This window comes from Dinoroseobacter sp. S375, assembly GCF_049800775.1.
Classification (GTDB): Bacteria; Pseudomonadota; Alphaproteobacteria; order Rhodobacterales; family Rhodobacteraceae; genus Dinoroseobacter.
This window is the reverse complement of record NZ_JBNAFR010000002.1, coordinates 227,737-252,171: the sequence shown is the minus strand read 5'-3', so window position 1 is coordinate 252,171 and position 24,435 is coordinate 227,737. Positions and strand designations below refer to the sequence as shown.

The 24,435-nt window shown below is 65.7% G+C and carries 25 protein-coding genes and 1 riboswitch; of the genes, 14 read left to right on the top strand and 11 right to left on the bottom strand.

The window, feature by feature from the left end; all coding sequences use genetic code 11:
• Positions 1-35 precede the first annotated feature (35 nt).
• The gene (locus ACP150_RS06085; protein WP_424965670.1) at positions 36-245 is read right to left on the bottom strand and encodes a pilus assembly protein; all 210 of its coding nucleotides are present in this window, start codon (positions 243-245) and stop codon (positions 36-38) included.
• 190 nt (positions 246-435) lie between these two features.
• Between ACP150_RS06085 and ACP150_RS06080 the strand changes: the two genes are divergently transcribed.
• Positions 436-1,098: a hypothetical protein gene (locus ACP150_RS06080; RefSeq protein ID WP_424965669.1), complete on the top strand. Its 663-nt coding sequence runs from the start codon at positions 436-438 to the stop codon at positions 1,096-1,098.
• 182 nt (positions 1,099-1,280) lie between these two features.
• Complete coding sequence (carB, locus tag ACP150_RS06075; protein ID WP_424965668.1) at positions 1,281-4,574, top strand: carbamoyl-phosphate synthase large subunit; 3,294 nt, start codon at positions 1,281-1,283, stop codon at positions 4,572-4,574.
• A gap of 313 nt (positions 4,575-4,887) precedes the next feature.
• Here the strand turns inward: carB and ACP150_RS06070 are convergent, their stop codons facing one another.
• Positions 4,888-5,640, bottom strand: a complete 753-nt coding sequence (locus tag ACP150_RS06070; protein WP_424965667.1) for a hypothetical protein — start codon at positions 5,638-5,640, stop codon at positions 4,888-4,890.
• Between the two features lie 197 nt (positions 5,641-5,837).
• Here ACP150_RS06070 and ACP150_RS06065 point away from each other — a divergent pair, with 197 nt between their 5' ends.
• Entirely contained in the window at positions 5,838-6,653 is an 816-nt protein-coding gene (locus tag ACP150_RS06065; protein WP_424965666.1) for a hypothetical protein, read from the top strand.
• A 177-nt stretch (positions 6,654-6,830) separates the two neighbouring features.
• Complete coding sequence (locus ACP150_RS06060; protein ID WP_424965665.1) at positions 6,831-7,421, top strand: thymidine kinase; 591 nt, start codon at positions 6,831-6,833, stop codon at positions 7,419-7,421.
• Here ACP150_RS06060 and ACP150_RS06055 read toward each other — a convergent pair.
• The 6 genes from ACP150_RS06055 to ACP150_RS06030 all read right to left on the bottom strand — a co-directional run bounded on the left by ACP150_RS06055 (position 7,418) and on the right by ACP150_RS06030 (position 11,639).
• The gene (locus ACP150_RS06055; protein WP_424965664.1) at positions 7,418-8,254 is read right to left on the bottom strand and encodes a hypothetical protein; all 837 of its coding nucleotides are present in this window, start codon (positions 8,252-8,254) and stop codon (positions 7,418-7,420) included. The two genes, ACP150_RS06060 and ACP150_RS06055, sit on opposite strands and share 4 nt — an antisense overlap.
• Positions 8,255-8,383: 129 nt before the next feature.
• A complete protein-coding gene (locus ACP150_RS06050; protein WP_424965663.1) occupies positions 8,384-9,334 on the bottom strand; it encodes a 2-hydroxyacid dehydrogenase in 951 nt (316 codons plus the stop codon).
• Positions 9,334-9,672, bottom strand: coding sequence for a tRNA-binding protein (locus tag ACP150_RS06045; protein ID WP_424965661.1), 339 nt, complete (start codon positions 9,670-9,672; stop codon positions 9,334-9,336). The genes ACP150_RS06050 and ACP150_RS06045 overlap by 1 nt, the downstream gene beginning before the upstream one ends.
• Positions 9,673-9,676: 4 nt before the next feature.
• Positions 9,677-10,498, bottom strand: coding sequence for a pyrroline-5-carboxylate reductase (gene proC, locus ACP150_RS06040; protein WP_424965659.1), 822 nt, complete (start codon positions 10,496-10,498; stop codon positions 9,677-9,679).
• Between the two features lie 29 nt (positions 10,499-10,527).
• Positions 10,528-11,031, bottom strand: coding sequence for a YbjN domain-containing protein (locus tag ACP150_RS06035; RefSeq protein ID WP_424965658.1), 504 nt, complete (start codon positions 11,029-11,031; stop codon positions 10,528-10,530).
• A gap of 365 nt (positions 11,032-11,396) precedes the next feature.
• Entirely contained in the window at positions 11,397-11,639 is a 243-nt protein-coding gene (locus ACP150_RS06030) for an accessory factor UbiK family protein (protein WP_424965657.1), read from the bottom strand.
• Between the two features lie 115 nt (positions 11,640-11,754).
• On the opposite strand from ACP150_RS06030, the gene lgt reads away from it, so the two are divergent.
• From lgt to ACP150_RS06005, 5 genes are all read left to right on the top strand, one after another.
• Positions 11,755-12,651, top strand: coding sequence for a prolipoprotein diacylglyceryl transferase (gene lgt / locus ACP150_RS06025; RefSeq protein ID WP_424966023.1), 897 nt, complete (start codon positions 11,755-11,757; stop codon positions 12,649-12,651).
• Positions 12,648-13,709, top strand: a complete 1,062-nt coding sequence (locus ACP150_RS06020) for a class I SAM-dependent methyltransferase (RefSeq protein WP_424965656.1) — start codon at positions 12,648-12,650, stop codon at positions 13,707-13,709. The genes lgt and ACP150_RS06020 overlap by 4 nt, the downstream gene beginning before the upstream one ends.
• 21 nt (positions 13,710-13,730) lie before the next feature.
• Entirely contained in the window at positions 13,731-14,489 is a 759-nt protein-coding gene (pgeF, locus tag ACP150_RS06015) for a peptidoglycan editing factor PgeF (RefSeq protein WP_424965655.1), read from the top strand.
• Between the two features lie 248 nt (positions 14,490-14,737).
• The gene (locus ACP150_RS06010; protein ID WP_424965654.1) at positions 14,738-14,893 is read left to right on the top strand and encodes a hypothetical protein; all 156 of its coding nucleotides are present in this window, start codon (positions 14,738-14,740) and stop codon (positions 14,891-14,893) included.
• Between the two features lie 238 nt (positions 14,894-15,131).
• The gene (locus ACP150_RS06005; protein ID WP_424965653.1) at positions 15,132-15,734 is read left to right on the top strand and encodes a Hint domain-containing protein; all 603 of its coding nucleotides are present in this window, start codon (positions 15,132-15,134) and stop codon (positions 15,732-15,734) included.
• A 29-nt stretch (positions 15,735-15,763) separates the two neighbouring features.
• On the opposite strand, the gene ACP150_RS06000 is transcribed toward ACP150_RS06005, so the two are convergent.
• On the bottom strand, positions 15,764-16,264 hold the full coding sequence (locus ACP150_RS06000) for an Lrp/AsnC family transcriptional regulator (protein ID WP_424965652.1): 501 nt from the start codon (positions 16,262-16,264) through the stop codon (positions 15,764-15,766).
• 166 nt (positions 16,265-16,430) lie between these two features.
• Between ACP150_RS06000 and trxB the strand changes: the two genes are divergently transcribed.
• The 4 genes from trxB (at position 16,431) to ACP150_RS05980 (ending at position 20,424) form a co-directional block, all read left to right on the top strand.
• Positions 16,431-17,402 carry a thioredoxin-disulfide reductase gene (trxB, locus tag ACP150_RS05995; protein WP_424965651.1) on the top strand — a complete coding sequence of 324 codons (972 nt, stop codon included), beginning with the start codon at positions 16,431-16,433 and terminating at the stop codon, positions 17,400-17,402.
• A gap of 293 nt (positions 17,403-17,695) precedes the next feature.
• Positions 17,696-19,774, top strand: coding sequence for a bifunctional sulfate adenylyltransferase/adenylylsulfate kinase (locus tag ACP150_RS05990; RefSeq protein ID WP_424965650.1), 2,079 nt, complete (start codon positions 17,696-17,698; stop codon positions 19,772-19,774).
• 165 nt (positions 19,775-19,939) lie between these two features.
• Positions 19,940-20,140, top strand: a complete 201-nt coding sequence (locus ACP150_RS05985) for a hypothetical protein (protein WP_424965649.1) — start codon at positions 19,940-19,942, stop codon at positions 20,138-20,140.
• Positions 20,083-20,424 carry a hypothetical protein gene (locus ACP150_RS05980; protein WP_424965648.1) on the top strand — a complete coding sequence of 114 codons (342 nt, stop codon included), beginning with the start codon at positions 20,083-20,085 and terminating at the stop codon, positions 20,422-20,424. The genes ACP150_RS05985 and ACP150_RS05980 overlap by 58 nt, the downstream gene beginning before the upstream one ends.
• Before the next feature lie 32 nt (positions 20,425-20,456).
• Here the strand turns inward: ACP150_RS05980 and ACP150_RS05975 are convergent, their stop codons facing one another.
• A complete protein-coding gene (locus tag ACP150_RS05975; protein ID WP_424965647.1) occupies positions 20,457-21,782 on the bottom strand; it encodes a ferredoxin reductase family protein in 1,326 nt (441 codons plus the stop codon).
• Between the two features lie 149 nt (positions 21,783-21,931).
• Positions 21,932-22,019, top strand: a riboswitch (glycine riboswitch).
• A gap of 154 nt (positions 22,020-22,173) precedes the next feature.
• Between ACP150_RS05975 and ACP150_RS05970 the strand changes: the two genes are divergently transcribed.
• Positions 22,174-23,400 (top strand): D-amino acid dehydrogenase, encoded by a 1,227-nt coding sequence (locus ACP150_RS05970; RefSeq protein ID WP_424965646.1) that lies wholly within the window; start codon positions 22,174-22,176, stop codon positions 23,398-23,400.
• Positions 23,401-23,669: 269 nt separating this feature from the next.
• On the opposite strand, the gene ACP150_RS05965 is transcribed toward ACP150_RS05970, so the two are convergent.
• Positions 23,670-24,317 carry a hypothetical protein gene (locus ACP150_RS05965; protein WP_424965645.1) on the bottom strand — a complete coding sequence of 216 codons (648 nt, stop codon included), beginning with the start codon at positions 24,315-24,317 and terminating at the stop codon, positions 23,670-23,672.
• Positions 24,318-24,435: the final 118 nt, after the last annotated feature.

Below are 24,435 nucleotides of genomic sequence, written 5' to 3'. Positions count from 1 at the left end.
CACCTCTGGGTTGACAGAACGGCGCGCCGCACAGGTCAGTCCGCCGGGGTGACCGCGTCGAAATCCGTCGAGATCTGGTGATTTTCCAGCTGTCGGTTGAGGGATCCGGAATTGGTGGTCATGGCGGGGCCCAGCACCGCGATCACAGCAATGGCGAGCCCGACCAGCGCCGCCGTCAGGACAACCCAGTCGACGGTGACGGCGCCGTCCTCGGCCCGAAAAAAGGCAATGATCCGGTCAGCCATGGGGTCTGGGGTCCTCTTTTCGCAAACTGACCGCGGGCGGCCACTCCTGAAAAAGACCCAATCACAGGAATCTGACGAGATTAAGGACAGGGCCAGAACTCTCACCCCCTTGGCCAGGCCAAGTTGACCGAGCGCCAAAACCGCCTTAAAATTAACCATTATTGAAAAACAGTTTTATCAGGACCCAGCTATGTACAAAGCTCTTATCACCAGTGCGACCCTCTTGTTTGCGGCCTCCTCCGCCCATGCAACCAGCGTCACCCTGACATTCGACGGCGACGCCTGCGCGGATGGCCTCTGCAACTCCAACAGAGAGGCGATCAGTCAGGACTACGGAGATATCGACGGCGAAGTTGAGGTGACCTACGACGCCTCGCGGGTGTCGGACGGGCTCCAACCGTGGATCTATTGGAACCTCGGCTATGAAGAGTTGGTCGACGCCGCCTATGGCAATTCTGGATCACAGGGCGGCACGCTCCTGATCGAGCCATTGGACGGGTTCGAAGTGTCGCTGGTGAAGATGGACATCGCGCCATATGCGGACGCCCTCCAAACCACAGGTGTTACGGTCACTGAAGTCGGCGGTGTGGAGCAAACGGCTCTGGCGGTCGATCTGCTGAGCGTCATCGAATCCACAGAGGTCGATCTGTCGGCCTTTGGCCCGAGCACCAGCGGTTATCTCATCACCATCGCGCCGGAGTTCTTCAACACGGGCGTGGACAACATCATGTTTGACGTCTCTCGCGTCGACACCACCCCCGCCCCGGTGCCACTGCCGCCCAGTGCCCTGATGATGCTGGCCGGGGTGGCGGGCCTTGGCGGATTGGCCCGGCGACGCCGCCGCAAGGGCTGAGCCCTCTCACCCCCTGAAACACCAGATCAGACGCGGTCCCGGCGGAGCGCGTCTTTTTTCGTGGGGCCAGTGGACCGGTGGCCTGCAAGTCGCCATCAAGGTCGCAGGGCGCGCCGGACGCTCTTGCGCCCGGACAGCCCCCATGTATAACGCCGACAATTTGCGCCACTGGAGTCTGCCCGATGCCCAAAAGAACCGATATCAAATCGATCATGATCATCGGGGCGGGGCCCATTATCATTGGCCAGGCCTGCGAGTTCGACTATTCCGGGGCCCAGGCCTGCAAGGCGCTGCGCGAGGAAGGGTACCGGGTCATTCTGGTGAACTCGAACCCGGCGACGATCATGACCGATCCCGGGCTTGCGGATGCCACCTATATCGAGCCGATCACCCCAGAGGTTGTCGCCAAGATCATCGAGAAAGAGCGGCCCGACGCATTGCTGCCGACCATGGGCGGGCAGACCGGCCTGAACACCTCGCTCGCGCTTGAGGAAATGGGCGTGCTCGACGAGTTCGGCGTCGAGATGATCGGCGCAAAGCGCGCCGCCATCGAGATGGCCGAAGACCGCAAGCTCTTCCGCGAGGCGATGGACCGGCTGGGCATCGAGAACCCGCGCGCCACGATCGCCACCAACATGGATGAGTGCATGGCCGCCCTCGACGATATCGGCCTGCCCGCGATCATCCGCCCGGCCTTTACCCTTGGCGGGACCGGCGGCGGTGTGGCCTATAACCGGGACGATTACGAGCATTTCTGCAAATCCGGCCTCGATGCCTCGCCGGTGAACCAGATCCTGATCGATGAAAGCCTGCTGGGCTGGAAGGAATACGAGATGGAGGTTGTCCGCGACAAGGCGGATAACGCGATCATCGTCTGCGCCATCGAAAACGTCGATCCCATGGGCGTCCATACGGGCGACAGCATCACCGTCGCGCCCGCGCTGACCCTGACGGACAAGGAATACCAGATCATGCGCAACGGCTCGATTGCCGTTCTGCGCGAGATCGGGGTCGAGACCGGCGGGTCCAACGTGCAATGGGCCGTGAACCCCGCCGATGGCCGGATGGTCGTGATCGAGATGAACCCGCGCGTGTCGCGCTCCTCGGCGCTGGCCTCCAAGGCGACCGGCTTCCCGATTGCCAAGATCGCGGCGAAGCTGGCCGTGGGCTATACGCTGGATGAGCTGGACAATGACATCACCAAGGTCACGCCAGCCTCGTTCGAGCCGACCATCGACTACGTGGTCACCAAGATCCCGCGCTTCGCGTTTGAGAAATTCCCGGGCTCCGAGCCGAACCTGACCACGGCGATGAAATCCGTGGGCGAGGCCATGTCCATTGGCCGGACGTTCCATGAAAGCGTGCAGAAGGCGCTGGCCTCCATGGAGACCGGCTTGACCGGGTTCGACGAGATCGAGATCGACGGCGCACCCGACAAGGCCGCCGTGGTCAAGGCCCTGTCCAAGCAGACCCCGGACCGGCTGCGCGTCATCGCCCAGGCCATGCGCCACGGGCTCAGCAATGACGAGATCCAGGCCGCCACGGCCTTCGATCCGTGGTTCCTCGACCGGATCCGCGAGATCACCGATACCGAGGCGGCCGTGCGCAAGGACGGGCTGCCGCTGGATGCGGATGGGTTGCGCAAGCTCAAGATGATGGGCTTCACCGATGCCCGCCTCGCCAAGCTCACGGGTCGCGAAGAGGGGCAGGTCCGCCGCGCTCGCACCCGGCTGGGCGTGACCGCGCAATTCAAGCGGATCGACACCTGCGCGGCCGAGTTCGAGGCCCAGACGCCTTACATGTACTCGACCTATGAGACGCCGGTCATGGGCGAGCCTGAATGCGAGGCGCGCCCGTCCGATGCGAAGAAAGTCGTCATCCTCGGCGGCGGTCCGAACCGGATCGGACAGGGGATCGAGTTTGACTATTGCTGCTGTCATGCGTGCTTTGCGCTGACGGATGCGGGCTATGAGACCATCATGGTCAACTGCAACCCCGAGACCGTCTCGACAGATTACGACACCTCAGACCGCCTCTATTTCGAGCCGCTGACCTTCGAGCATGTGATGGAGATCCTGCGCGCCGAACAGGAAAACGGCACGCTGCACGGTGTGATCGTGCAGTTCGGCGGCCAGACGCCACTGAAGCTGGCCAATGCGCTGGAGGCCGAGGGCATCCCGATCCTCGGGACCACACCCGACGCCATCGATCTGGCCGAGGACCGCGAGCGGTTCCAGGCGCTGGTCAATGATCTGGGCCTCAAGCAGCCCAAGAATGCCATTGCCAGCACCAATGCCGAGGCCTTCGCCGCCGCGGGCGAGATCGGCTATCCGCTGGTCATCCGGCCGTCCTACGTGCTGGGGGGCCGCGCGATGGAGATCGTCCGCGATCTGCCCCAGCTGGAGCGGTATATCTCCGAGGCGGTGGTGGTCTCCGGGGACAGCCCGGTGCTGCTCGATAGCTATCTCGCGGGTGCTGTGGAACTGGATGTGGACGCGCTCTGCGATGGCGAAAACGTCCATGTCTCGGGCATCATGCAGCATATCGAAGAGGCCGGCGTGCATTCCGGGGACAGTGCCTGTTCCCTGCCGCCCTACTCCCTGTCCGACGAGATCCTTGCCGAGATCCGCACCCAGACCGAGGCGCTGGCCAAGGCGCTGCGGGTCAAGGGGCTGATGAATGTGCAATTCGCGATCAAGGACAACGAGATCTACCTGATCGAGGTGAACCCGCGCGCCTCGCGCACGGTGCCCTTCGTCGCCAAGGCCACGGATTCGGCAATTGCCTCGATTGCCGCGCGCCTGATGGCCGGTGAGCCGATGTCGAACTTCCCGCTGCGCGATCCCCTGCCCCATGACGCGCCCGAGGATCAGCACCTGCCGATCGGTGATCCGATGACGCTGGCCCATCCCGATACGCCGTGGTTCTCGGTCAAGGAGGCTGTGCTGCCCTTCGCCCGCTTCCCGGGCGTCGACACGATCCTGGGCCCGGAGATGCGCTCCACCGGCGAGGTGATGGGCTGGGACCGCTCCTTCCCGCGCGCGTTCCTCAAGGCGCAGATGGGCGCGGGCACCGAACTGCCGACCGAGGGCACGGTGTTCCTGTCGATCAAGGAGGCCGACAAGACCGAGATGCTGGTCGAGACGGCGGCGATGCTGGTCGAACTGGGCCTCGACATCGTGGCCACCCGGGGCACGGCGTCCTTCCTCAAGGAGCACGGCATCGCATCGGTCGTGGTGAACAAGGTTTATGAGGGTCGCCCGGATGTGGTCGACATGCTCAAGGACGGGCGCATCGCGCTGGTGATGAACACCACCGAGGGCGCCCAGGCGGTCAATGACAGCCGCGAGATCCGCTCGGTCGCGCTCTATGACCGGATCCCCTATTTCACAACGCTCGCCGCAAGCCATGCCGCCGCACAGGCAATGAAAGCCCGCCGCGAAGACGCCATCGGCGTGCGCGCGCTGCAGGGCTGACGCCAGCGCCTCCCGCCAGGGGGGCGCCACCCATACGCTTTTCGCACAAGTCCCGGCCCCCGCACCGACGGGCATATGACTCGGGTCCGCCCCGTCGTGGTCAGCGACGGGGCCCTGCGCAACCTCGCGCGCCGTCACCGCGCGCACCGTCCCAGCGCATGCAGCAACGGCTTCTACCCGATACTCGGACGGGTCTCGACACCACGCTGCGTCTCAGCGTGCCGCCTCTGCGGATTTTTGGTCTCGACCAGACGATTCATCAGACTGGACAGGGCGCGGTCTTATCCCGCGCCCATCAATGACCTGCCGCCGCTCAGCGCAGCTCGGTCCATTTCGACACACGGGGCCGCCCGCCGCCATGGGGCGCGGATTCCAGAACATAATTCGCCCCCGGGGGCACGGTCGCCGTGACGAAGCAGGACTTGTCCCACTGGCTGTTGTTGTTCTTGGTCTCGGCCACGGTCAGTCCGTTCACCTTGATCCGCGCATGGCAGCGGTTCGACTCCGCCACATTGATCGTGGCGGCCACGACGATGGGATAGTCCTTGTCGTTGTTCTGGGCGCGCCCGATGCTGCGCTTGGCAACGCCGAACTCCTCCCATCCGCGCCCGGTGATCCGGCCAAGGGCGCGCTCCGCGGCCGTGACCTGCATCTTCAGGCTCCGCAGCTCGCCTGCCTCGGACCCGCTGGCCTCGCGGATCTCGGAGCGCAGCGTCCGTGCCTCCGTGGCCAGTGCCGAACTCGTCCGACGTTCGCTGGCCTGAACGGCACGGGCGATCTTGTCATCCACCCCGTCCAAACTCGTCTGCAGACGCCCATCCGCACGCTCCAGCCCGGTGATGCTCCGCTCCACGGCGCTTACGCGCATCTGCAGCGCATCCAGATCCGTGCGCGTCTCCTCGGCGCAGATCAGCAGCGCCTCGAGCTTGCGGCTGTCCGAGGCATTGGCCCCGAGGAAGTTCAACTTGCGCTGGCATTCCTGCGCGGCGGCATCCCCGGGCAAACCGCTCAGGCACAGGACAAATGCAGCGGCGGCGGGAAACAGGGAACGGGACAAAAAGGGCATGGGAAACTCCGTTTGATGAGACCTGCCCTGTCCTACGACAGCCCCGTTAGGGCTACGTCAGCGCGCCCGAGCGGGTCCGCTAACGGATCAGGGGGTTTCGCAATCGTACCAAACTCGCCCGCAGGGCGCCACAAACCGGTCAGAATGCCGTGCCAGACCCGCAGCGTACCGAGTGCGGAGGCCCCATGAATCCCGGGATGTCCCTTACCCCAGCTGAACCGGACATCCTGTCCATGCTGATCCTGTTCATCGCGATCGTCCTGTTCGGGCTGTTCATGGTTGGGGCGCTCTGGGTGCTGGCCAGGGTCTCGGAGAAGTTGGGCTGGTCGAAACGGCGGCGGCGCAATACGCGCATCCCGAAAGGCGCCCGCACCCGCGCCCCCTCCAAGGCCGTGAGCTTTGCCCGCCAGACCGAGCGTCTGGACCAGCTCGAGGTTGCCCCGATCCCGCTCACCATGCTTGGTGCCGCGCAGGTTCATGACGCATTGCAGGCCTGGGCCATGTCCCGTGGCGCGCCGGACCTGCGGGTCCTGGCGCAGGTCGATCTGAACGCGCTGTTCGAGGTGACGTCCAGCGGTGATGCCGGGCGCGCGGGGGCCGAGGTTCTGCGCGGGCACAAGGTCGATTACGTTCTGGCCGAGCCCGGGGGCATGCCCGTCGCCGGGTTGATGCAGACCGATCCCGAGGACATCCGCACGCAGACCTTGCTGCGCGAGACCACCCTGCGGGAGCTTTTCCTCAAGGGCGCTCTGCCCCTCGTGGATCTCGCGCCGGACGCGACCGAGGCCGAGATCCATGCCAGCCTCGATGCGGCCTTCGACCTGATACCCGAGGAGGAACCGGCCCTTCAGGGCGCCACGGACATGCCCGCGTTTCACGGACCCCAAGCGGTGCCGGATCCCGCCCGTCCCCCACGCGACACCGCCCCGTTGGCGCGCCCGGCCCTGGCGAGCCCGCCGCGCGCCGCCCCGCCGCTCACGCGTCCCGGAAGACGACGCCGGGGCGAGCGCTAGGCGGGATCCGCCTGCCCGACCTGATTGCGAGGCGTGTGCCCGAGGGGCTCGCCAAGGCCATTCCCATGCCGCGCAACCCATGGGGTACAGCGCAGACAACGCCATGGGGAACAGCTCGGGGAACGGCTCGGGGCGCAGCCTCTTGCCCGCCCCCGCCAGCCCTTGCTATGGCAGCCCATGGCCAAGCTCTACTTCCACTACTCGACCATGAATGCGGGCAAATCCACCGCGCTGCTGCAAGCCTCGCACAACTATATCGAACGCGGCATGCAGACCCATCTGGTGACCGCGCGCTTCGACAATCGTGCAGGCACGGGGCAGATCGGCAGCCGCATCGGCCTCTCGGCCCCGGCGGACACGTTTGCCCCGACGACCAACCTCTTTGACGCGCTGAGCCTGCGGCTCAAGGGCGGGCCATGCGCCTGTGTATTCGTGGACGAGGCCCAGTTCCTGACAGAGGATCAGGTCTGGCAACTGGCCCGCGCCGTGGATGACCTCGGGCTGCCGGTGATGTGCTACGGACTGAGGGTGGATTTCCGCGGGCAGCTTTTCCCGGGCTCGGCCACCCTGCTGGCTCTGGCGGATGAGATGCGCGAGGTCCGGACGATCTGCCATTGCGGGCGCAAGGCGACCATGGTGATCCGGCAAGGCCCTGACGGGACGCCCCTGCGCGATGGCGATCAGGTTCAGATCGGTGGAAACGAGACCTATGTTTCCCTGTGCCGCCGCCACTGGCGCGAGGCCATAGGCGACCGCCAGCCGGACTAGCGCAGGGCCTGTTCCATATCGAAGAGCGTCACCAGAAATGGCGATTGATCGGTCTTCACGAGGCCCGCCGAGCTGCGCTGCACATCGACGATGGTGACCATCACCACGAAGAGAAACCCGGAGAACATGAAGGTCCGCCACGACAGCGCGCGCCCATGCATGCCCGACCGGTTCCCCAGCAGGAAAAGCGAGGCCAGCGCCGCCGCCAGCACCATGCCCTGAGTGATATCCGCCACTGGCACGGCGAAGGTCTGCATCCGGTAAAGATGGGCGTCCAGCGCGTCATTCATCGCCGAGGCCACGAAGGTCGCCGTGGGCGGCGGCACGGGCGCGGCGGTGGCCGCAAGCGTTGCGGGCCAGAGCGCGGCCTGAGCCGTCAGCGTCGTTTCCAGAAAGTCGCGCACGCCATGGGCATCGCTCATCTGGCTCGCATCGGGCACCACGCGGGTCTGCGTATAAGCATAGATCGCCTCGCGCAGCTCCGTGCGGCCCGGCTCGGCCAGATAATCGGCCCGCAGGAACACCGTGCCCAGCGCGGCGGCCTCGTCGATGACCGTGGATTTGCGCGTCTGAGCAAGCGTCAGGGCATTGCCGAAACTGAATGCCAGCAAGAGCCCGAGGATCCCGAGGATCGCGCCCAGCGAGGTCTCGCCGGTCACCTTGTCCACTTCGCGCCCCGCAGCCAGCGTGCGCTGGCGCTGGCGCCGTCCCAGCGCGTGCCCGATCACTGCCGCGGCCGGCAGTAGCACCAGCAGGAGGATCACGATCCCTCCCATGCTCAAAACCGGCAGGTGCATATCCTCGTAAACCGAGGCGGCCGTCATCCCGTCCATCGTAAAGTCTTTCCACGTAAGTCTCGGACGCCAGTTTAGGGGCGGCGCGCCGCAAAAAGAAAGTTTTCATTTCGGGCGCAGGGTTCGCCCTGCCTGACGGTCGCCGGGTGTCGCGCCCGGCGCGCCCGTTCAGACCGGGTTGGGCAAGGGCGTCCCCTCGGCGCAGGCAATGACATTGTCGAGCGCCATGAACCCCATCGCCTCGCGCACTTCGAGCGCCGCGGTGCCCAGATGCGGCAGCAGGACGACATCCTCCCGGGCGCGCAGGGCCTCGGGGACCTTGGGCTCGAACTCGTAAACATCGAGCCCCGCTGCCCCCATCTGCCCGGCTTCGAGCGCGGCGATCAGGGCGGCTTCATCCACCACATCGCCCCGGGCGATGTTCACGAAGACCCCGTGGGGGCGCATGGCCGCGAACGCCTCCGCCCCGATCAGGTGCTTTGTCTCGGCCCCGCCGGGAACCGCGACCACAACCACATCCGCCGCCGCCATCACCTCGGGGATCGAGCCCAACTGGGTCGCGGGCAGGTCCAGCGTCTTGGGAGAGCGGTTCTGGAACACCACATCCATGCCGAACCCATGGTGGCACCGCGCCGCGATGGCCTGGCCGATCCGGCCCATGCCGATCACCCCCAGCGTCTTGCCCGTGACATGCAGGCCCAGCATCTGGGTCGGGTGCCAGCCCTCCCACGCTCCGGCGCGCACAAGGCGCTCGCCCTCGCCCGCGCGGCGCGCCGCCATCAGGATCAGGGTCATCGCCGTGTCTGCCGTGGCATCCGTCACCGCGCCGGGGGTGTTGGTCACCGCGATCCCGGCGGCCTTGGCCGCAGCGGCATCGATATGATTGTAGCCCACCCCGAAATTCGCCAGCAACTTGGCGCGCGGCGCAGGAACATCGGCGAAGACCTCGGCCGAGAAGAGATCCCCGAGGGTCGGCAGGACCAGATCATAGTCGCGCAGGGCCGCGCGCAGCTCGCCCGCATCCATCGGCGTCGTCTCGGAGCGGACCGTCGTGTCGAACGTGGCGCCGGCTTTGGCCAGCACAGCCTCCGGCAAGGGCCGGGAAATCAGAAGTTTCATCAATATAGCCGCCCCCCCAGCGGAACCTTGAGGTCCGGCGCCAAAAGCACCACCTCCCCCTCCGTGTCCGGCACCCCCAGCACGAGGATCTCGGACATGAATTTTCCGATCTGGCGCGGTGGAAAGTTCACCACCGCCATCACCTGTCGCCCGACCAACGCGTCCGGCGTGTAATGCCGGGTGATCTGGGCCGAGCTCTTCTTGACGCCCAGCGGGTCGCCGAAATCGACCCAGAGCTTGATCGCGGGCTTGCGCGCTTCCGGATAGGGCTCGGCCTGAACGATCTCGCCCACACGGATATCGAGCTTCAGGAAGTCGTCAAACGTGATCTCCGCCATGGCGCTACTCCGCCAGCTCGCGACCCCGTTGGGCCGCGGCTGCCACCGCCCGCCGCAACAGCGGCGGGAACCCATCGGTCTCATCCATGAGAACCTCCAGCGCCGCCGCGGTCGTGCCCGCCGGACTGGTGACGTTCACCCGCAATTGGGACGGGTCCGCGCTGGCGGCCTCCGCCAGCGCCCCCGCGCCCGCGACCGTGGCCTTGGCCAGATGCAGGGCGAGCGCCCGGGGCAACCCCTCGGCCTCGCCCGCGACGGCCATCGTCTCAATCAGGTGGAAAACATAGGCCGGACCCGAGCCTGACACCGCCGTGACCGCATCCATCTGATGCTCGCCCTCAAGCCGCACGGTCTGGCCGATTGCGGCCAGCAGAGCTTCGGCCAGGGCCAGATGGGCCTCGCCCGCGGCCCCATTTCCGGTGATCGCCGTGATCCCCTTGCCAATCGCTGCGGGCGTGTTGGGCATGGCGCGGATGATCGGCGTGCTCGCCCCGAACGCCTCTTCGAAATACCGGATCGGGGTGCCTGCCGCGATGGACAGGATCAGCGTCTCGCCTCCGCCCAGCGCCGTCACCGGCCCCAGCGCGTCGCCCATCATCTGCGGCTTGACCGCCAGAAGGGCGATGGCGGGCGCACCGGGCACACCTTCGTTCAGGTGCAGCCCCTCGGCGGCCAGCCCCGTCAGCCAGTCTGACGGCTTGGGGTCCATCACCCAGACCGATGCCGGGGCAATCCCCTGCGCCAGCCAGCCCTGCAACATGGCCGAGCCCATCTTTCCGCATCCCAGAAGGAACAACCCCCGGCGGCCTACATCGTCCAAACTCATGTGTTCTCCCCGCGTCCAACGGGGGCAGGTTAGGCGCGCCCGTACGCCTCTGCAATGGCCACGTCGATCGCCGCCTGCGGGTCCTGCTCGCCCCATGTCGCCAGCTGAAACGCCGGGTAGAACCGCTCACAGTTCAGGAAGGCCGTGGTCATCATCCGGTCGATCTGTTCCGGCCCCGCAATCGCGCCGCCGGTCAAGACGAGGCCATAGCGATAGACCATGAGCTGCTGCTTGGCCCAATGGGTGAAGGCGCCGGTCCAGCATTGGTCATTCACGGCGTTCAACACTTCATGGAGCGCGGCCACCCGGTGTTCGGGCGGCTCCATGTCAAAGGTCATCACCAGCCGCAGCGTCTCGTCATAGGCCGACCAGGCCAGGGTCGCCGAATAGGTCCGCCACTGGCCCTCGACGGCCATGGCGATCTGATCCTCGGCGATCCGGTCGAAATCCCAGTCGTTATGCTCGGCAATTGTCTCGACAATGTCGATCGGATGCAGATCGTCGGTTTCGTAATGCTGCTCGATGAGTGACATGCGCGGCCCCGTTTGTTTGCCGGTCGCGAGGGGAACCCCCACTATAGGCTGGGTGTCATTACAAGACCCGGACCGCGGCGGCCCGCGTCTTACAAGATATGGTGTCCGGCTTTGGGGCGTCCTGTAAAGACGTATTTTCACAGCGCGGCGTCGCGCGGCGGTTTGCGCCGGAGTTATCCACAGAATTCGGGAAAGTCTTAAGAAACCCGGGGCCTGCCGTGCCAAAGGCACCCGCGCAGCCCCCTGATTTTGAAGCCTCAGCCCCCCAAATTGGACCCACCTGAGCGACTCAGAGGTTAATGCCCAAATTTCAGGCAGTGGGCGCGCAGGCCGGAGATCTCCCGGCCCAAGCGGTCGTTCAGGCCTCAGCCCTTGGCTTCAAGCGCCTCGATCCGGGCCTTGAGCGCTTCGTTCTCCTCGCGGGCCTTCTGGGCCATGGTGCGCACCGCGTCGAATTCCTCGCGGGTGACGAAGTCGCGATCCGCGAGCCAGCGGTCCATCACGCCCTTCATCGCGGTTTCGGCCTCGTCCTTGGCGCCCTGGGCCACGCCCATGGCGTTGGTCATCAGTTGGCCGATATCGTCGAACAGTTTGTTTCGCGTCTGCATGGGGCGCTCCGTCATCTACCGTGTTGAGATGTATATGGCCCCGCCCCTGCCAAAGCTCAAGGTTGACATCCGCGCGGTCAGCCCGGACAGATCGCCCCAGACGCCGGAGCCCGCCATGCCCTTCGCCATTCCCTTCCCGCCCCTGTCGCCTGAACTCTTCAGCATCGAGATCGGGACCTTCACCTTCGCCCTGCGCTGGTATGCACTGGCCTATATCGTGGGGCTCGGGCTGGGATGGTGGATCGTCACGCGGCTCGTGCAGCGGCCCGCCCTGTGGGGGGCCAAGCCCGCCCCCATGACCCCGCCCCAGGTCGAGGCATTGCTGACCTGGGTGGTGCTGGGGGTGATCCTCGGCGGGCGGCTCGGCTTTGTCCTGTTCTACCAGCCCGATTACTACCTGCGAAACCCGGCCGAGATCCTGATGGTCTGGCAGGGCGGCATGGCCTTCCATGGCGGTCTGGTCGGGGTGGTTCTCGCCGTCGCGCTGTTTTGCTGGCGCGAGGGAGTGCCGCCCCTGCGCACGGCGGACGCGCTGGCGCTGGCCACGCCTCCGGGGCTGTTCCTCGGGCGGATGTCGAATTTCGTGAATGCCGAGCTTTGGGGCCGCCCGACCGACGCGCCCTGGGGCGTGATCTTTCCCGGGCTGAGTGCGCAGGATTGCGGCCAGCCCATGGGCGAGCTCTGCGCCCGTCACCCGTCCCAGCTTTATGAAGCCGGGCTCGAAGGACTGCTGCTGGGGCTCGTCCTCTGGGTCCTGCTGCGGCGCGGGGCGCTGGCCCGCACCGGCACGATCTTTGGCACCTTCCTTGCTGGCTATGGCGCGGCGCGGTTTATAGTCGAACTGGTGCGCCAGCCCGACGCGCAGTTTGTCAGCGCAGGCAACCCGGTGGGCTATGCCCTGCAACTGGGCGAGTGGGGGCTGACCATGGGACAGATCCTCAGCCTGCCGATGATCGCGCTGGGGATTGCGCTGATTGCGCGCGCGCACCTGCGCCCGGCGGCCCCTGCATGACGCCCCTGGCCGAGCTTCTGATCGCGCGGATCGCGGCGACCGGCCCGATTACCGTGGCCGAGTACATGGCGGAGTGCCTGCTCCATCCCGCGCATGGTTATTACACCACCCGGCCCCCGTTCGGGCGGGAGGGCGATTTCACCACGGCCCCGGAGATCAGCCAGATGTTCGGCGAGATGCTGGGCCTTGCCCTCGCACAGGCCTGGATGGATCAGGGAGCCCCCGCCGAGGCCTGCCTTGCCGAGATCGGTCCGGGGCGGGGCACGCTGATGGCCGATATCCTGCGGGTCTTTGGTCAGATCCCCGGTGGCCCGCGTCTGCACCCGCATCTGGTGGAGGCCAGCCCGGCCCTGCGCCGCGTGCAGGCCGAGGCCGTGCCCGGTGCCCAGTGGCATGACACGGTGGCCGACCTGCCCGAAGCGCCACTGTTTTTGGTGGGAAACGAGTTCTTCGATGCGCTCCCGATCCGCCAGTTCCAGCGCACGGAGGAGGGCTGGGCCGAACGCATGGTCGGGGTGAGCGACGGCGCGCTGTCCCTCGGGCTTGGCCCGTCGGACCCGCGCCCCGAGCTGGATCATCGGCGTGGCGACACGACCCCGGGCGATCTCGTTGAGACCTGCGCCCCGGCGCGCCCGATCATGACCGAGATAGCCCGGCGCATCGCCACCCATGGCGGTGCAGCCTACCTCATCGATTACGGCGGCTGGCACAGTCTGGGCGACACATTGCAGGCAGTGCGCGCGCATGCGCCTGACCCGGTGCTCGCCCATCCGGGTGAGGCGGACCTGACGGCCCATGTGGATTTCGAGCCGCTGGCACAGGCCGCCGCCGAGGCGGGTGCGCATCCCGCCCCCCTGACACCGCAGGGGGTCTTTCTCGAACAGCTCGGCATCACGGCACGGGCACAGGCCTTGGCCACGCGCCTGAGCGGTGCGGCTCTGGACAGCCACATCGCCGCACATCGGCGCTTGACCCACCCGGATGAAATGGGAACCCTGTTCAAAGTGCTCGGCGTGAGTCCCAAGGACGCGCCGCCCCTCGCCGGGATGCGCCCCTGATCTCTCGACCGGAGCCGATCCATGACGCTCGACATCCTGACTTCGCCGGCCCTGTCGGTGACCCACGGCTTCTTCACCCGCAAGGGCGGAGCCTCCTCCGGGGTATTCGAAGGGCTCAATTGCGGACCGGGCTCGTCGGACCAGTCCGAGGCGGTGGAGATGAACCGCGCCCGCGTCGCCGCGGCGATGGAGGTGGCCCTGCCGCAACTCGCCACGGTGCATCAGGTCCATTCCCCGGATGTGGTCCGCCTGGACGGGCCCATGGGCGACGGGCCCAAACCCAAGGCGGACGCCATGGTCACGACGGTGCCGGGGCTTGCCCTCGGGATCCTGACCGCCGATTGCCAGCCGGTCCTCTTTGCCGATGCCGAGGCCGGTGTGATTGCCGCCGCCCATGCAGGCTGGCGCGGGGCACTGGACGGGGTGCTCGAGGCGACGATTGACGAGATGGTGGTGGCCGGGGCAACGCGCGACAGGATTGCTGCCGTGATCGGCCCCTCGATCTCGCAGACCGCCTATGAGGTCGGCCCGGAATTTCTGGAACGGTTTCTGGAGGACGACCCGGAGAATGGCCGCTTCTTTATCAATGGCTTCGGCAATAAGTATCAGTTCGACCTGATCTCCTACGGGCTGACCCGCCTGCGGGCCGCCGGAATCGCCCACGCGGAATGGACCGGTCATTGCACCTATTCGGATCCGGGCCGGTTCTTTTCCTATCGGCGTAGCGTGCACCAGTCCGAAGCCGATTACGGCCGCCTGATCGCGACCATCCGGCTCTAGACCACATTGCCGCCACATTTCTGCCCCATCCGCCGGGCGCAGCGTTGCAAATCCGCCGCGATTTTCGCGATTTCCCTCGGAAAAACAGGTGTTTCCGCCGAGCGCCCGCACGGCCCCATCCGAACAATTTGACTCAAAATGTCCGAAATCGGCCCAGAAAGCGCCTCATTCCCCGGCGACCGTGTGAACAATCAGCCGCAATGCGGGGTATTGGCTGGGAAACGAGTGACAAGTCCGGAGGGACACCCATGATGACCAAGACACCACGCTGGCTGATCGCGATGATCCGCGCCACCGAGGACGAAATCCCGCCCATGCCCTATGCCCGCGGCACCCGCCGCCCGGCGTCCCTGCGTGCGATGCCCAATGAGCCAGTTGAGGAGCTTGTGCGCCGGGTCGGATGACCCTGGCCCCCGCCCCGATGCGGGCGGGATGTTAAGGTTTACGACTTAAATTCTTTGACAATTTTACTCAAACGGACGAGCGTCGAGGGGCTGATAGCGGTGGGGGCCGTACAGCAACCCGAGAGTAACGAGTATGGCTCCTGTTCGTTTTCCGTCCGCCCATGTTGGGTCGGACACGCCAACGTCGTCGACCACCCAATTGCCAATTCTGGCAAAGTTTTCCAGCCGCTGCATCCATATGGGGGAGCGGAGCCTTTGCGCACGCAATGCCGAGATCACCCTGCGCCTTCTGCCGGCCTTCGGGATCTTTGCCCAGGGCGCACAGATCCGCGTGCCAGATGGCACAGTCTCCATCGAGGATCTTGCGCTTGAGGACGAGGTGACCGGGGCCGACGGCAACCCGATGACCATCACATGGATTGGCGAGGTGACCCTGCGCCCGGACGCCCTGGACGCGCCCTGGCTGCGCCGGGTGCAGCCCGAGCGTTTCGGCTTTGCCCGCCCGCTCAGCGATGTGATCCTGGGGGCCGGGGCAGAGATCCTGCTCGACCCCTTCACCGAGAGCTCGCGCCCGCTGGACAGCTATCCGAATGATGACATGATCACGGCGCTCGTGCCGCCGACCCCGGTGCGTCTGTTCCAGATCGCCTGCGAGGCGCCGGGCTGGGTCTCGGCCAATGGTCTGCCCGTGCGGACACTGGACACTGACGCTTTTCTCTCGCGGCAAAGCGGGCTGGTGACGACGGCGTTTTCAAAGCTGATGCCGGGTGGGCTCACGGCTGCACCGGGAGAGCGGTTCGTGACCTCTTCGCCTTTCCGCAAGGCGCGGCTCGGGAATTGAAGACGCCGGGCGGGCGCTGCGGCGTCCGCTCAGGCGGTGCGGCTCAGACGTTCTTCCATGACGTCGAAGGGGACACCCGGCTCGTCCTTCGCCCCGCGGATCACCAGCGAAGTTTTGACGCTGGCCACGTTCTCGGCAGCGGTGAGTTGCCCGGTGAGGAAGCTTTGGAACGAGGACAGGTCCGGCGCCACGCATTTCAGGATGAAATCGATCTCACCATTGAGCATGTGGCATTCGCGGACCAGCGGCCATTCGCGGCAGCGCGCCTCGAAGGCGCTCAGATCCGATTCGGCCTGGCTGTTCAGCCCAACCATGGCAAAGACCTGCACCTCAAAGCCCAGCGCGCGACTGTCCACGTCCGCATGGTAGCCACGGATAAAGCCCGCATCCTCCAGCGCGCGGACCCTGCGCAGACAGGGTGGTGCCGAGATGCCGACCCGCTTGGCCAGCTCCACATTGGTCATGCGACCATCGGCCTGAAGCTCCGCCAGGATCTTGCGATCAATCGGATCTAATTTAGATGCATGCATAGCAGCCCCTTCCCATAGGGGTTTCTTACGTGACACGCTCTGGCTGCGCAATAATATTTCACCGTTGAGCAATAAATTTATGTCCGGTCCGGTCTGTATCGGCCCCCTTCCCCTCGCGGCGTCGGGGTTTTATATGCCATGGATCATTTGCCGAGGAAGCTGCCCCATGTCGACCGAGAACATCCGCAACCTGAAGGTCCTCATCATCGGGTCCGGACCTGCCGGGTACACCGCCGCCGTTTATGCCAGCCGCGCGATGCTGGACCCCGTGCTGGTTCAGGGGATCCAGCCGGGCGGTCAGCTGACCATCACCACCGAGGTCGAGAACTGGCCGGGCGACAGCATGGTGATGGGTCCCGACCTGATGGTGCGGATGGAAGAGCATGCCCGCGCCATGGGGACCGAGATCGTCTCGGACCATATCAACCGGCTTGATCTGTCCGCACGCCCTTTCACCGCCTATGCTGATAGCGGCACGGTGTTCAAGGCGGACGCCCTGATCCTCGCGACCGGGGCGCAGGCCAAGTGGCTCGGGCTGCCGTCAGAAGAGCATTTCAAGGGCTTCGGGGTTTCGGCCTGCGCGACCTGCGACGGGTTCTTCTATCGCGGCAAGGAGGTCGTGGTGATCGGTGGCGGCAACACCGCCGTGGAAGAGGCCCTGTTCCTGACGAATTTCGCCTCGAAGGTTACGCTGGTGCATCGCCGGGACAGCCTGCGCGCCGAAAAGATCCTGCAGGACCGGCTGTTCAAGAACCCCAAGATCGAGGTGATCTGGGACCACACGGTCGAAGAGGTGGTCGGGGCGGACAACCCGCGCGGCGTCGAGGGCGTAGTGATCAAGCATGCGACCAGCGGCGAGAGCCGCACCGTGCCCTGCGCCGGGTTCTTCGTGGCGATCGGCCATGCGCCAGCATCCGAGCTGGTGATCGATCAGCTTGATACCCATATGGGCGGCTATGTGGTTACCAAGCCTGACAGCACGGAAACTTCGATCCCGGGGGTGTTCGCGGCCGGGGACCTGACGGATCACGAGTATCGTCAGGCCGTGACCAGCGCCGGGATGGGGTGCATGGCCGCCCTGGAGGCCGAGCGCTTCCTCGCCGCGCAGGAAGGCGCGGACTCGGTCGCCGCCGAGTAGAGCGGCGCGACAGACGCGGATCTATTGATCCGCGCCACCGAACACCGTGGCCCCGTGCGACACGCACAGGGCGGACCCGCGAGACGGCAAGCGATCCGCCAAACCTGTTCGCGCGCGCCTCTGCACCTCGCCCACCGCGCCCTTTGGCGCGGTCCTGGACCAAGGATCACAGAGGTGTGGCCGCACGGACCCAGATCCCGATACTTAAACTCTGCGACATTTATGGGATTTGCTGCGCGTGCAAAATCGTGCGAAGCGTTCACGCGTGAACAAACATTGAGTCGCGCCGCCCCATGTCCCTCCACCCTGCCCCGATCTCGGCTGACAATGACGAAGACCTGCGCTTTCGTCTGCTGCGCCAGCTCGATCTCGCGCCGGACGAATCCCAGCGCGCCATAGCCGCGGCCATCGGGGTCTCGCTGGGTCGGCTCAACGCCCAGCTGCGCGCCGCCACCGAAGCCGGGCTGATCGAGGTCAGCGACCGCAATGACAGCGACCGGCGCAAACGCTTCGCCTATGGGCTCACCGCCCAGGGCGCGGCCGAAAAGGCCCGCCTCACCGACCGTTTCCTCGCGCGTAAGTTTTCGGAATACGCCGCCCTTCATGCCGAACTGACCGGTTCGGCCGCCTACCCCATTCCCCAAAATGTCAGGAGCACTCTGATGCAAAACAACCTTGCCCCCATTCCGGAGCTTTATGTTTCCGCCGACAGCGCCCAGAAGCTCAAGGTCGAGGCCGCATCGCTTCCCTCCTGGGACCTGACCCCGCGCCAGATCTGCGACCTCGAGCTGCTGATGAATGGCGGGTTCAACCCGCTCAAGGGCTTCATGGGCAAAGCCGATTACGAAGGCGTGGTCGAGAACATGCGCCTGGCCGATGGCGCCCTCTGGCCCATGCCGATCACCCTGGATATCAGCCAGGATTTTGCCGACAGCATCGAAGAGGGCCAGGACATCGCCCTGCGCGACCAGGAAGGCGTGATCCTCGCCATCCTGTCGGTGTCTGACAAGTACATCCCCAACAAGACCCGCGAAGCCGAGATGGTCTTCGGGGCCGATGATCTGGCGCACCCGGCGGTGAACTACCTGCACCACGTGGCCGGTCCGGTCTATCTGGGCGGCGCCATCACCGGCATCCAGCAGCCGATCCACTACGATTTCCGCGCCCGCCGCGACACGCCGAACGAGCTGCGCGCCTATTTCCGCAAGCTCGGCTGGCGCAAGGTTGTCGCCTTCCAGACCCGCAACCCGCTGCACCGCGCGCATCAGGAACTGACCTTCCGCGCGGCCAAGGAATCCCAGGCCAACCTGCTGATCCACCCGATCGTGGGGATGACCAAGCCGGGCGATGTGGACCACTTCACCCGCGTCCGCTGCTACGAGGCGGTGCTCGACAAATACCCGGCCTCCACCACGTCCATGAGCCTGCTGAACCTCGCCATGCGCATGGCAGGCCCGCGCGAGGCGGTCTGGCACGGGCTGATCCGTGCCAATCACGGCTGCACCCATTTCATCGTCGGGCGTGACCACGCCGGCCCCGGCAAGAACTCCGCCGGTGACGACTTCTACGGCCCCTATGATGCGCAGGACCTCTTCCGCGAGCATCAGGAGGAAATGGGCATCGAGATGGTCGATTTCAAACACATGGTCTGGGTGCAGGAACGCGCGCAGTACGAGCCCATGGACGAGATCAAGGACAAGGATGACGTCACCATCCTGAACATCTCGGGCACCGAGCTGCGCCGTCGTCTGGCCGAAGGGCTCGAGATCCCCGAATGGTTCTCCTTCCCCGAAGTGGTCGCCGAGCTGCGCAAGACCAAGCCGCCGCGCGCCCAGCAGGGTTTCACCGTCTTCCTGACCGGCCTGTCGGGTTCGGGCAAATCCACAGTGGCCAACGCCCTGATGGTCAAGCTGATGGAGATGGGCGGCCGTCCGGTCACCCTGCTCGACGGCGACGTGGTGCGCAAACACCTCTCGTCCGAGCTGGGCTTCTCGAAAGAGCATCGCGACATCAACATCCGCCGGATCGGCTATGTGGCCTCCGAGATCACCAAGAATGGCGGCATCGCGATCTGCGCGCCCATCGCGCCCTATACCGCGACCCGCCGGGCCGTGCGCGAGATGATCGAAGCTTACGGCGCCTTCGTCGAAGTCCACGTGGCCACCAGCCTCGAGGAATGCGAGCGCCGGGACCGCAAGGGCCTCTACAAGCTGGCGCGCGAAGGCAAGATCAAGGAATTCACCGGGATCTCCGACCCCTATGAGGCGCCCACATCCGCCGAGCTGGTGCTCGACACTGAAGGCACCGAGGTCGATTACTGCGCTCAGCAGGTGCTGCTGAAGCTCGAGTCCATGGGCCTCGTCGCCGCCTGATCCGGCCCTTCGGGCCCAGCGCCCGTCAAAGAAAGACCCCCGCCCTGCCAGTGCTCTGGCGGGGCGGTTTTCATTTGCGCCCGGCTGGCTGCATTGACATGCCCCGGCGCGGGACAGAGGCTGTCCCGACGCCCCGCCCCCCCCCCCGCGCAGGAGTTTTTGGCCATGCCCAGCCCGGACGAGCAGAGCGCCGCACTCCGATGGATCACCGGGACGGCGCAGCATCACGCCCTGCCCTATCAGATCGTGGGCGGCCCTGCGGCGATTGCCCATGGGGTACGCGCCCTCTCCATGACATCGACCTCTACATGCCCTTCGACCACCCGCGCTGGCCCGGATTTCTGGATGCGATCCGGCCGCAGGTGACATGGGGCCCCGAGAAGGTGGTCGAGGGGCCATGGGATCTGAGCTATCTCAAGCTTCTCCATGGCCGCCAGAAGATCGAGATCGGCGCGGCGGAGCGCACCCGGATCCTGGACCGCGCCACTGGAACCTGGGTGCGGCAGGTAATCGCGTTCGACCGGTCAGTGATCCGTTGCGTGCTGGGCTGCGAGGTCGCGGTCATGCCCGCAGCACAGCTCATCGCCTATAAGCGGCTTCTCGGGCGCGATGTGGATCTGGAGGATATCCGCGCATTGGGCGCCGCGTAGCCTCCACCGCCCCCCGGACAAGGCCAGCCCTGTCAGGATCCGGCGAGGCGCGTGCGTTGTCGCGCGATCAGGTCGCTCGCCGCAGTGACCATGGGCTTGCCGAGATAGATCAGCTCGGACAGCCCATAGGCCCCGCGGAAATCGAAGCGCTCGCTATGGATCCGCCCGGACTTCCCGACGGCCGCCCATGTGGCCACGATCATGTTCTTGAGCCCCTCTGGCCCGCAGAGATAGACCTGCGTCCCATCCCCGGTCTCGCGCAGAATATCGGCCAGACGGTCCGGGTTCAGCCCCGCGACATCCGCATCACAGATCGCATGCAGGTGAACCTGAGGCAATTGCAGGACCCGACGTTCCACATCACACAACACCCCCGCGCTTTCCCGGGACCGGATGTAGTAGAGCAGGGTCACGCGCGGGCCCTGATCGGGCTCCATCTTTTCCAGCGCGGCGAGGAAGGGCGTGATGCCCACGCCGCCCGCAACCCAGACCTGCTCGGACCGCGCGCGCCCGGTTTGCGGCAGGAAGCGCCCCACCCCGCGCCCGAGGCGCATCTGATCTCCCTCGGTCACATCGCGCATGAAGGCGTCGGTCCAGTCCCCCGCGGCCCGGATCACAAACCGCCGCTCGGTCTCGGTACCGCCAGCGATGGTGAAGGGATGCGCCTCGGCCCGCGCCTCGTTCCAGGCCAGGGTCGAGAATTGACCGGGCCGAAATCGCGGCAGCGGCGCTTCGGCCCGCAGGGTCACATCGACCCCGCCCTCGAAACGCTCAACCGACGCGACCCGCACCAGACGGGACGGCGTGGCCTTGCGCCACAGGGTCTGTGCCCAGGCCAGGCAGCCCAGCACCGAAGCCAGCGCCATCACCGCCCAGGGCAGCGTGCCAAGCGACAACGGGCTCGCCACAAAGAGCGTATGGAACGCCCCCAGCACGAAGATCGGCCCCATCACCATGTGGCTCGCTTTCCACAAATGATAGGGGATCGCCCGCACCATGGCGGCGGCCGTCATGACGATCAGCCCCGTCGCCGCAATCGTTCCTGCCCCCTCGCCCCCGTCGGCGAGAAACGGCACGAGCCCGGGCCCCGAGAAATCCGCCAAGGCCCAATGGCCCAGCGCGCCGCCCAGCGCGCAGATCCCCAGCCAGCGATGGGCGCCATAGGACTTGTCCGGCCCCCCCGTCAGCCGATCCACCAGACGCCAGCGCGCCGCCAGAACAAGGCTTGCGGCCATGGCGGTCATGGACAGCGCCCCGAGCCCGGCGGGCAGGATGCCGGACAGCGGCACGAAGGGGGCCACGAGGGCGATATGGACGGCGATCAGGCCTGCAACGCGCAAGAGAGTTTTTCTGGGCATGGGGGCACTCCGCTTTTGTGGTGCCTCCGATCTAGGCAAGCTGCCTCACAGCGCGCTGCAGCCCGTCTTACAAATCCGTAACCTTGGCGGCAGGCGCAACTTCCCCTTGCTCCGAATCAAGCGCCGTCCTAATCGACCCATGTCGCACATGGCTTTGTGTTGGAGAGATCAGCCCCGCGCTGGCGCCGAAGGAGCAACCCCCCGGAAACTCTCAGGCAAATGGACTGCACAAAAGCCGACAATCTGGAAAGCGGGCCGGTCTGATCCGGTCCCACCGACGGAGAAAGCGGGCCGCCCTCGGGGGGGCCGCGTAGCTCTCAGGTTCGCGGACAGAGGGGATGAGTGGCGCGGGGATCCGCGCTGGGTCTTGATCTGTCTGGGGGGAATCCCGTTGAAGAAAATCGCTGTTATCGGAGCCGGTGTGACCGGTGTCACCACCGCCTATGCTCTCATGAACCGGGGCTTCGAGGTGACCGTGTTCGACCAGAACCGCTACGCGGCCATGGACACGTCCTTTGCCAATGGCGGGCAGCTGTCTGCCTCCAATGCCGAGGTCTGGAACCGCTGGTCCACGGTGTTCAAGGGCATGAAATGGATGTTCAAGCGGGGCGCGCCGCTGCTGGTGAACCCCAAGCCGAGCTGGCACAAGTATTCCTGGATGGCCGAGTTCGTGGCCAACATCCCGGGCTACCGGCAGAACACCATCGACACCGTGCGGATGGCCATCGCCGCGCGCGAGCATCTCAAGGAGACGGCCAAGGCCGAGGGCTTTACCTTTGACGCTGAAGAGCGCGGCATCCTCCATATCTACAACACCAAATACGAGTATGACCACGCCACTGCGGTCAACGCCCTTCTGGAGGAAGGCGGGCTGGTGCGTGAAGCCGTCTCGCCGTCCGAGATCAAGGCACTCGAGCCTGCGATCGTCGGGGACTATTACGGCGGCTATTACACCGCGTCAGACATGACCGGGGACATCCATCGCTACAGCCGGGGCCTGTCAGACGCCTGCCGCAAGAAGGGGGTGAATTTCCACTTCCGCGCCGACGTTACCGGGATCCGGATGGTCGAAGGCGGTCATATCGTGCACTGGTCCGACGATGACGGCACCCAGACCGAGGACCGCTTCGACGGGCTTGTGGTCTGCGCGGGCGTGTCGAGCCGCAAGTTCGGCCAGATGCTGGGCGACCGGGTCAATGTCTACCCGGTCAAAGGCTACTCGATCACCGTCAGCCTCGATGACGAGACCAGCCAGGCCGCAGCCCCGTGGATCAGCCTTCTGGATGATGAGGCCAAGGTCGTGACCAGCCGTCTGGGCAAGACCCGCTTTCGGATCGCGGGCACGGCCGAGTTCAACGGCTATAACTGGGATATCCGGGATGACCGGGTCCGCCCGCTAGTGAAATGGGTCGAGCGGAACTTCCCGGATGTGGAGACCGAACATGCGGTGCCCTGGGCCGGGCTGCGCCCGATGATGCCGAACATGGTGCCGCTGGTGGATGCGGGCAAACGCCCGGGCGTCTATTACAACACCGGTCACGGGCATCTGGGCTGGACCCTCTCGGCAGCCACCGCCGAGATCATCGGCGACAAGATCCGGGACGATATGGCGGCTTGAGCCATCGGCATCGGCACGACCGGTCAGGCATCGCGACGATGCTCCGACCGGTCCCAAGGACCGCGAAGCCAAGACAGCGGCGGCAAGGCCGCGGCTCTGGACGCTCTTATAAACTGGAATTGGCCCGGACCCCCATCCAGGGCTGACTGCCTTGTAGAGGCTCCCGCTCCGATGGAGAGGGAGGCCAGCGCCATGGCAGGCCGCAGGTCTGAGGGGCGCGTAGTATCCGGCAGGCATGACGGGTCGTCACGCCAGTGGTGTGACGCCGCTCAGAAGCTCCGCTTGAAACCAACCGACAACGCCGTCGAGCCGCTATCGGCATCAAACACGCCATAACCGTCCGAGCGATGGTGCATCCCCAACAGAAGCGCAGTGTCCGGGCTCGGCAAATTGAACTCCAGCTCCGCCTTCCAATAGAAGAAGTTCCGCTGGGACTCGCCCGTGCGTTCAACCTCGACGCTTGGCACTTCGGTCGCGTGGGACAGCCCGAGCCCATAGGCAAAGCTCTCGAAACTGTCGATCCAGGGGTTCGGCGGGGTGTAGCGCAGAACCACGGGCAGGTTGACCTCCCAATGGTCCATCTGCCCGAAATGGCGCACGATCTGTCCTTCAACCCCCCAGCTGAACCGACTCGCGCCGATCTGCCGCTCGGCACCGAAGGCCAGACCGACCAGATAGCTGTCGGCCCAATCGACCTCGAAGCGCAGGATCTCGAAGGAGGTGTTCTCGGTCATCGACGCGCCGAATACCGTCACATGCCGCTCCCAGGCGGGGTCCAGCTCGAACCCGGAGGCCACGCCCGGCCCCACACAGAGCGCCGCTGCGCATACCGCGCCGGCCCATCCTCGCACTTGCCCCATCATCGTCCCCCGCACATGGCGCGGCCCCGAACCGCCGCGCGAATCATAGTTGCCCATTGTCATAGGAAAGACCCGTGGCCTGGGCTAGCCCTCAGGCGCGGGACAGACCCCATGTCACAAGGGCCAGAACGCAAAAGCCCCGCCCGGGGGACCGGACGGGGCTTTGCAGTCTCTT

What these genes read in the sequence shown, in the direction of transcription:
- ACP150_RS06045 (WP_424965661.1), bottom strand. Translation starts at nt 9,672, where the DNA reads ATGGCGGAGATCACGTTTGACGACTTCCTGAAGCTCGATATCCGTGTG.
- ACP150_RS05990 (WP_424965650.1), top strand. Translation starts at nt 17,696, where the DNA reads ATGTCCCTCCACCCTGCCCCGATCTCGGCTGACAATGACGAAGACCTG.
- pgeF (WP_424965655.1), top strand. Translation starts at nt 13,731, where the DNA reads ATGACGCTCGACATCCTGACTTCGCCGGCCCTGTCGGTGACCCACGGC.
- carB (WP_424965668.1), top strand. Translation starts at nt 1,281, where the DNA reads ATGCCCAAAAGAACCGATATCAAATCGATCATGATCATCGGGGCGGGG.
- ACP150_RS06000 (WP_424965652.1), bottom strand. Translation starts at nt 16,264, where the DNA reads ATGCATGCATCTAAATTAGATCCGATTGATCGCAAGATCCTGGCGGAG.
- ACP150_RS06050 (WP_424965663.1), bottom strand. Translation starts at nt 9,334, where the DNA reads ATGAAACTTCTGATTTCCCGGCCCTTGCCGGAGGCTGTGCTGGCCAAA.
- ACP150_RS05965 (WP_424965645.1), bottom strand. Translation starts at nt 24,317, where the DNA reads ATGGGCAACTATGATTCGCGCGGCGGTTCGGGGCCGCGCCATGTGCGG.
- ACP150_RS06055 (WP_424965664.1), bottom strand. Translation starts at nt 8,254, where the DNA reads ATGGACGGGATGACGGCCGCCTCGGTTTACGAGGATATGCACCTGCCG.
- ACP150_RS05980 (WP_424965648.1), top strand. Translation starts at nt 20,083, where the DNA reads ATGCCCTTCGACCACCCGCGCTGGCCCGGATTTCTGGATGCGATCCGG.
- ACP150_RS06020 (WP_424965656.1), top strand. Translation starts at nt 12,648, where the DNA reads ATGACGCCCCTGGCCGAGCTTCTGATCGCGCGGATCGCGGCGACCGGC.
- ACP150_RS05985 (WP_424965649.1), top strand. Translation starts at nt 19,940, where the DNA reads ATGCCCAGCCCGGACGAGCAGAGCGCCGCACTCCGATGGATCACCGGG.
- ACP150_RS05975 (WP_424965647.1), bottom strand. Translation starts at nt 21,782, where the DNA reads ATGCCCAGAAAAACTCTCTTGCGCGTTGCAGGCCTGATCGCCGTCCAT.
- lgt (WP_424966023.1), top strand. Translation starts at nt 11,755, where the DNA reads ATGCCCTTCGCCATTCCCTTCCCGCCCCTGTCGCCTGAACTCTTCAGC.
- ACP150_RS06005 (WP_424965653.1), top strand. Translation starts at nt 15,132, where the DNA reads ATGGGGGAGCGGAGCCTTTGCGCACGCAATGCCGAGATCACCCTGCGC.
- ACP150_RS06065 (WP_424965666.1), top strand. Translation starts at nt 5,838, where the DNA reads ATGTCCCTTACCCCAGCTGAACCGGACATCCTGTCCATGCTGATCCTG.
- ACP150_RS06035 (WP_424965658.1), bottom strand. Translation starts at nt 11,031, where the DNA reads ATGTCACTCATCGAGCAGCATTACGAAACCGACGATCTGCATCCGATC.
- ACP150_RS06080 (WP_424965669.1), top strand. Translation starts at nt 436, where the DNA reads ATGTACAAAGCTCTTATCACCAGTGCGACCCTCTTGTTTGCGGCCTCC.
- ACP150_RS06060 (WP_424965665.1), top strand. Translation starts at nt 6,831, where the DNA reads ATGGCCAAGCTCTACTTCCACTACTCGACCATGAATGCGGGCAAATCC.
- trxB (WP_424965651.1), top strand. Translation starts at nt 16,431, where the DNA reads ATGTCGACCGAGAACATCCGCAACCTGAAGGTCCTCATCATCGGGTCC.
- ACP150_RS06085 (WP_424965670.1), bottom strand. Translation starts at nt 245, where the DNA reads ATGGCTGACCGGATCATTGCCTTTTTTCGGGCCGAGGACGGCGCCGTC.
- proC (WP_424965659.1), bottom strand. Translation starts at nt 10,498, where the DNA reads ATGAGTTTGGACGATGTAGGCCGCCGGGGGTTGTTCCTTCTGGGATGC.
- ACP150_RS06030 (WP_424965657.1), bottom strand. Translation starts at nt 11,639, where the DNA reads ATGCAGACGCGAAACAAACTGTTCGACGATATCGGCCAACTGATGACC.
- ACP150_RS06010 (WP_424965654.1), top strand. Translation starts at nt 14,738, where the DNA reads ATGATGACCAAGACACCACGCTGGCTGATCGCGATGATCCGCGCCACC.
- ACP150_RS06070 (WP_424965667.1), bottom strand. Translation starts at nt 5,640, where the DNA reads ATGCCCTTTTTGTCCCGTTCCCTGTTTCCCGCCGCCGCTGCATTTGTC.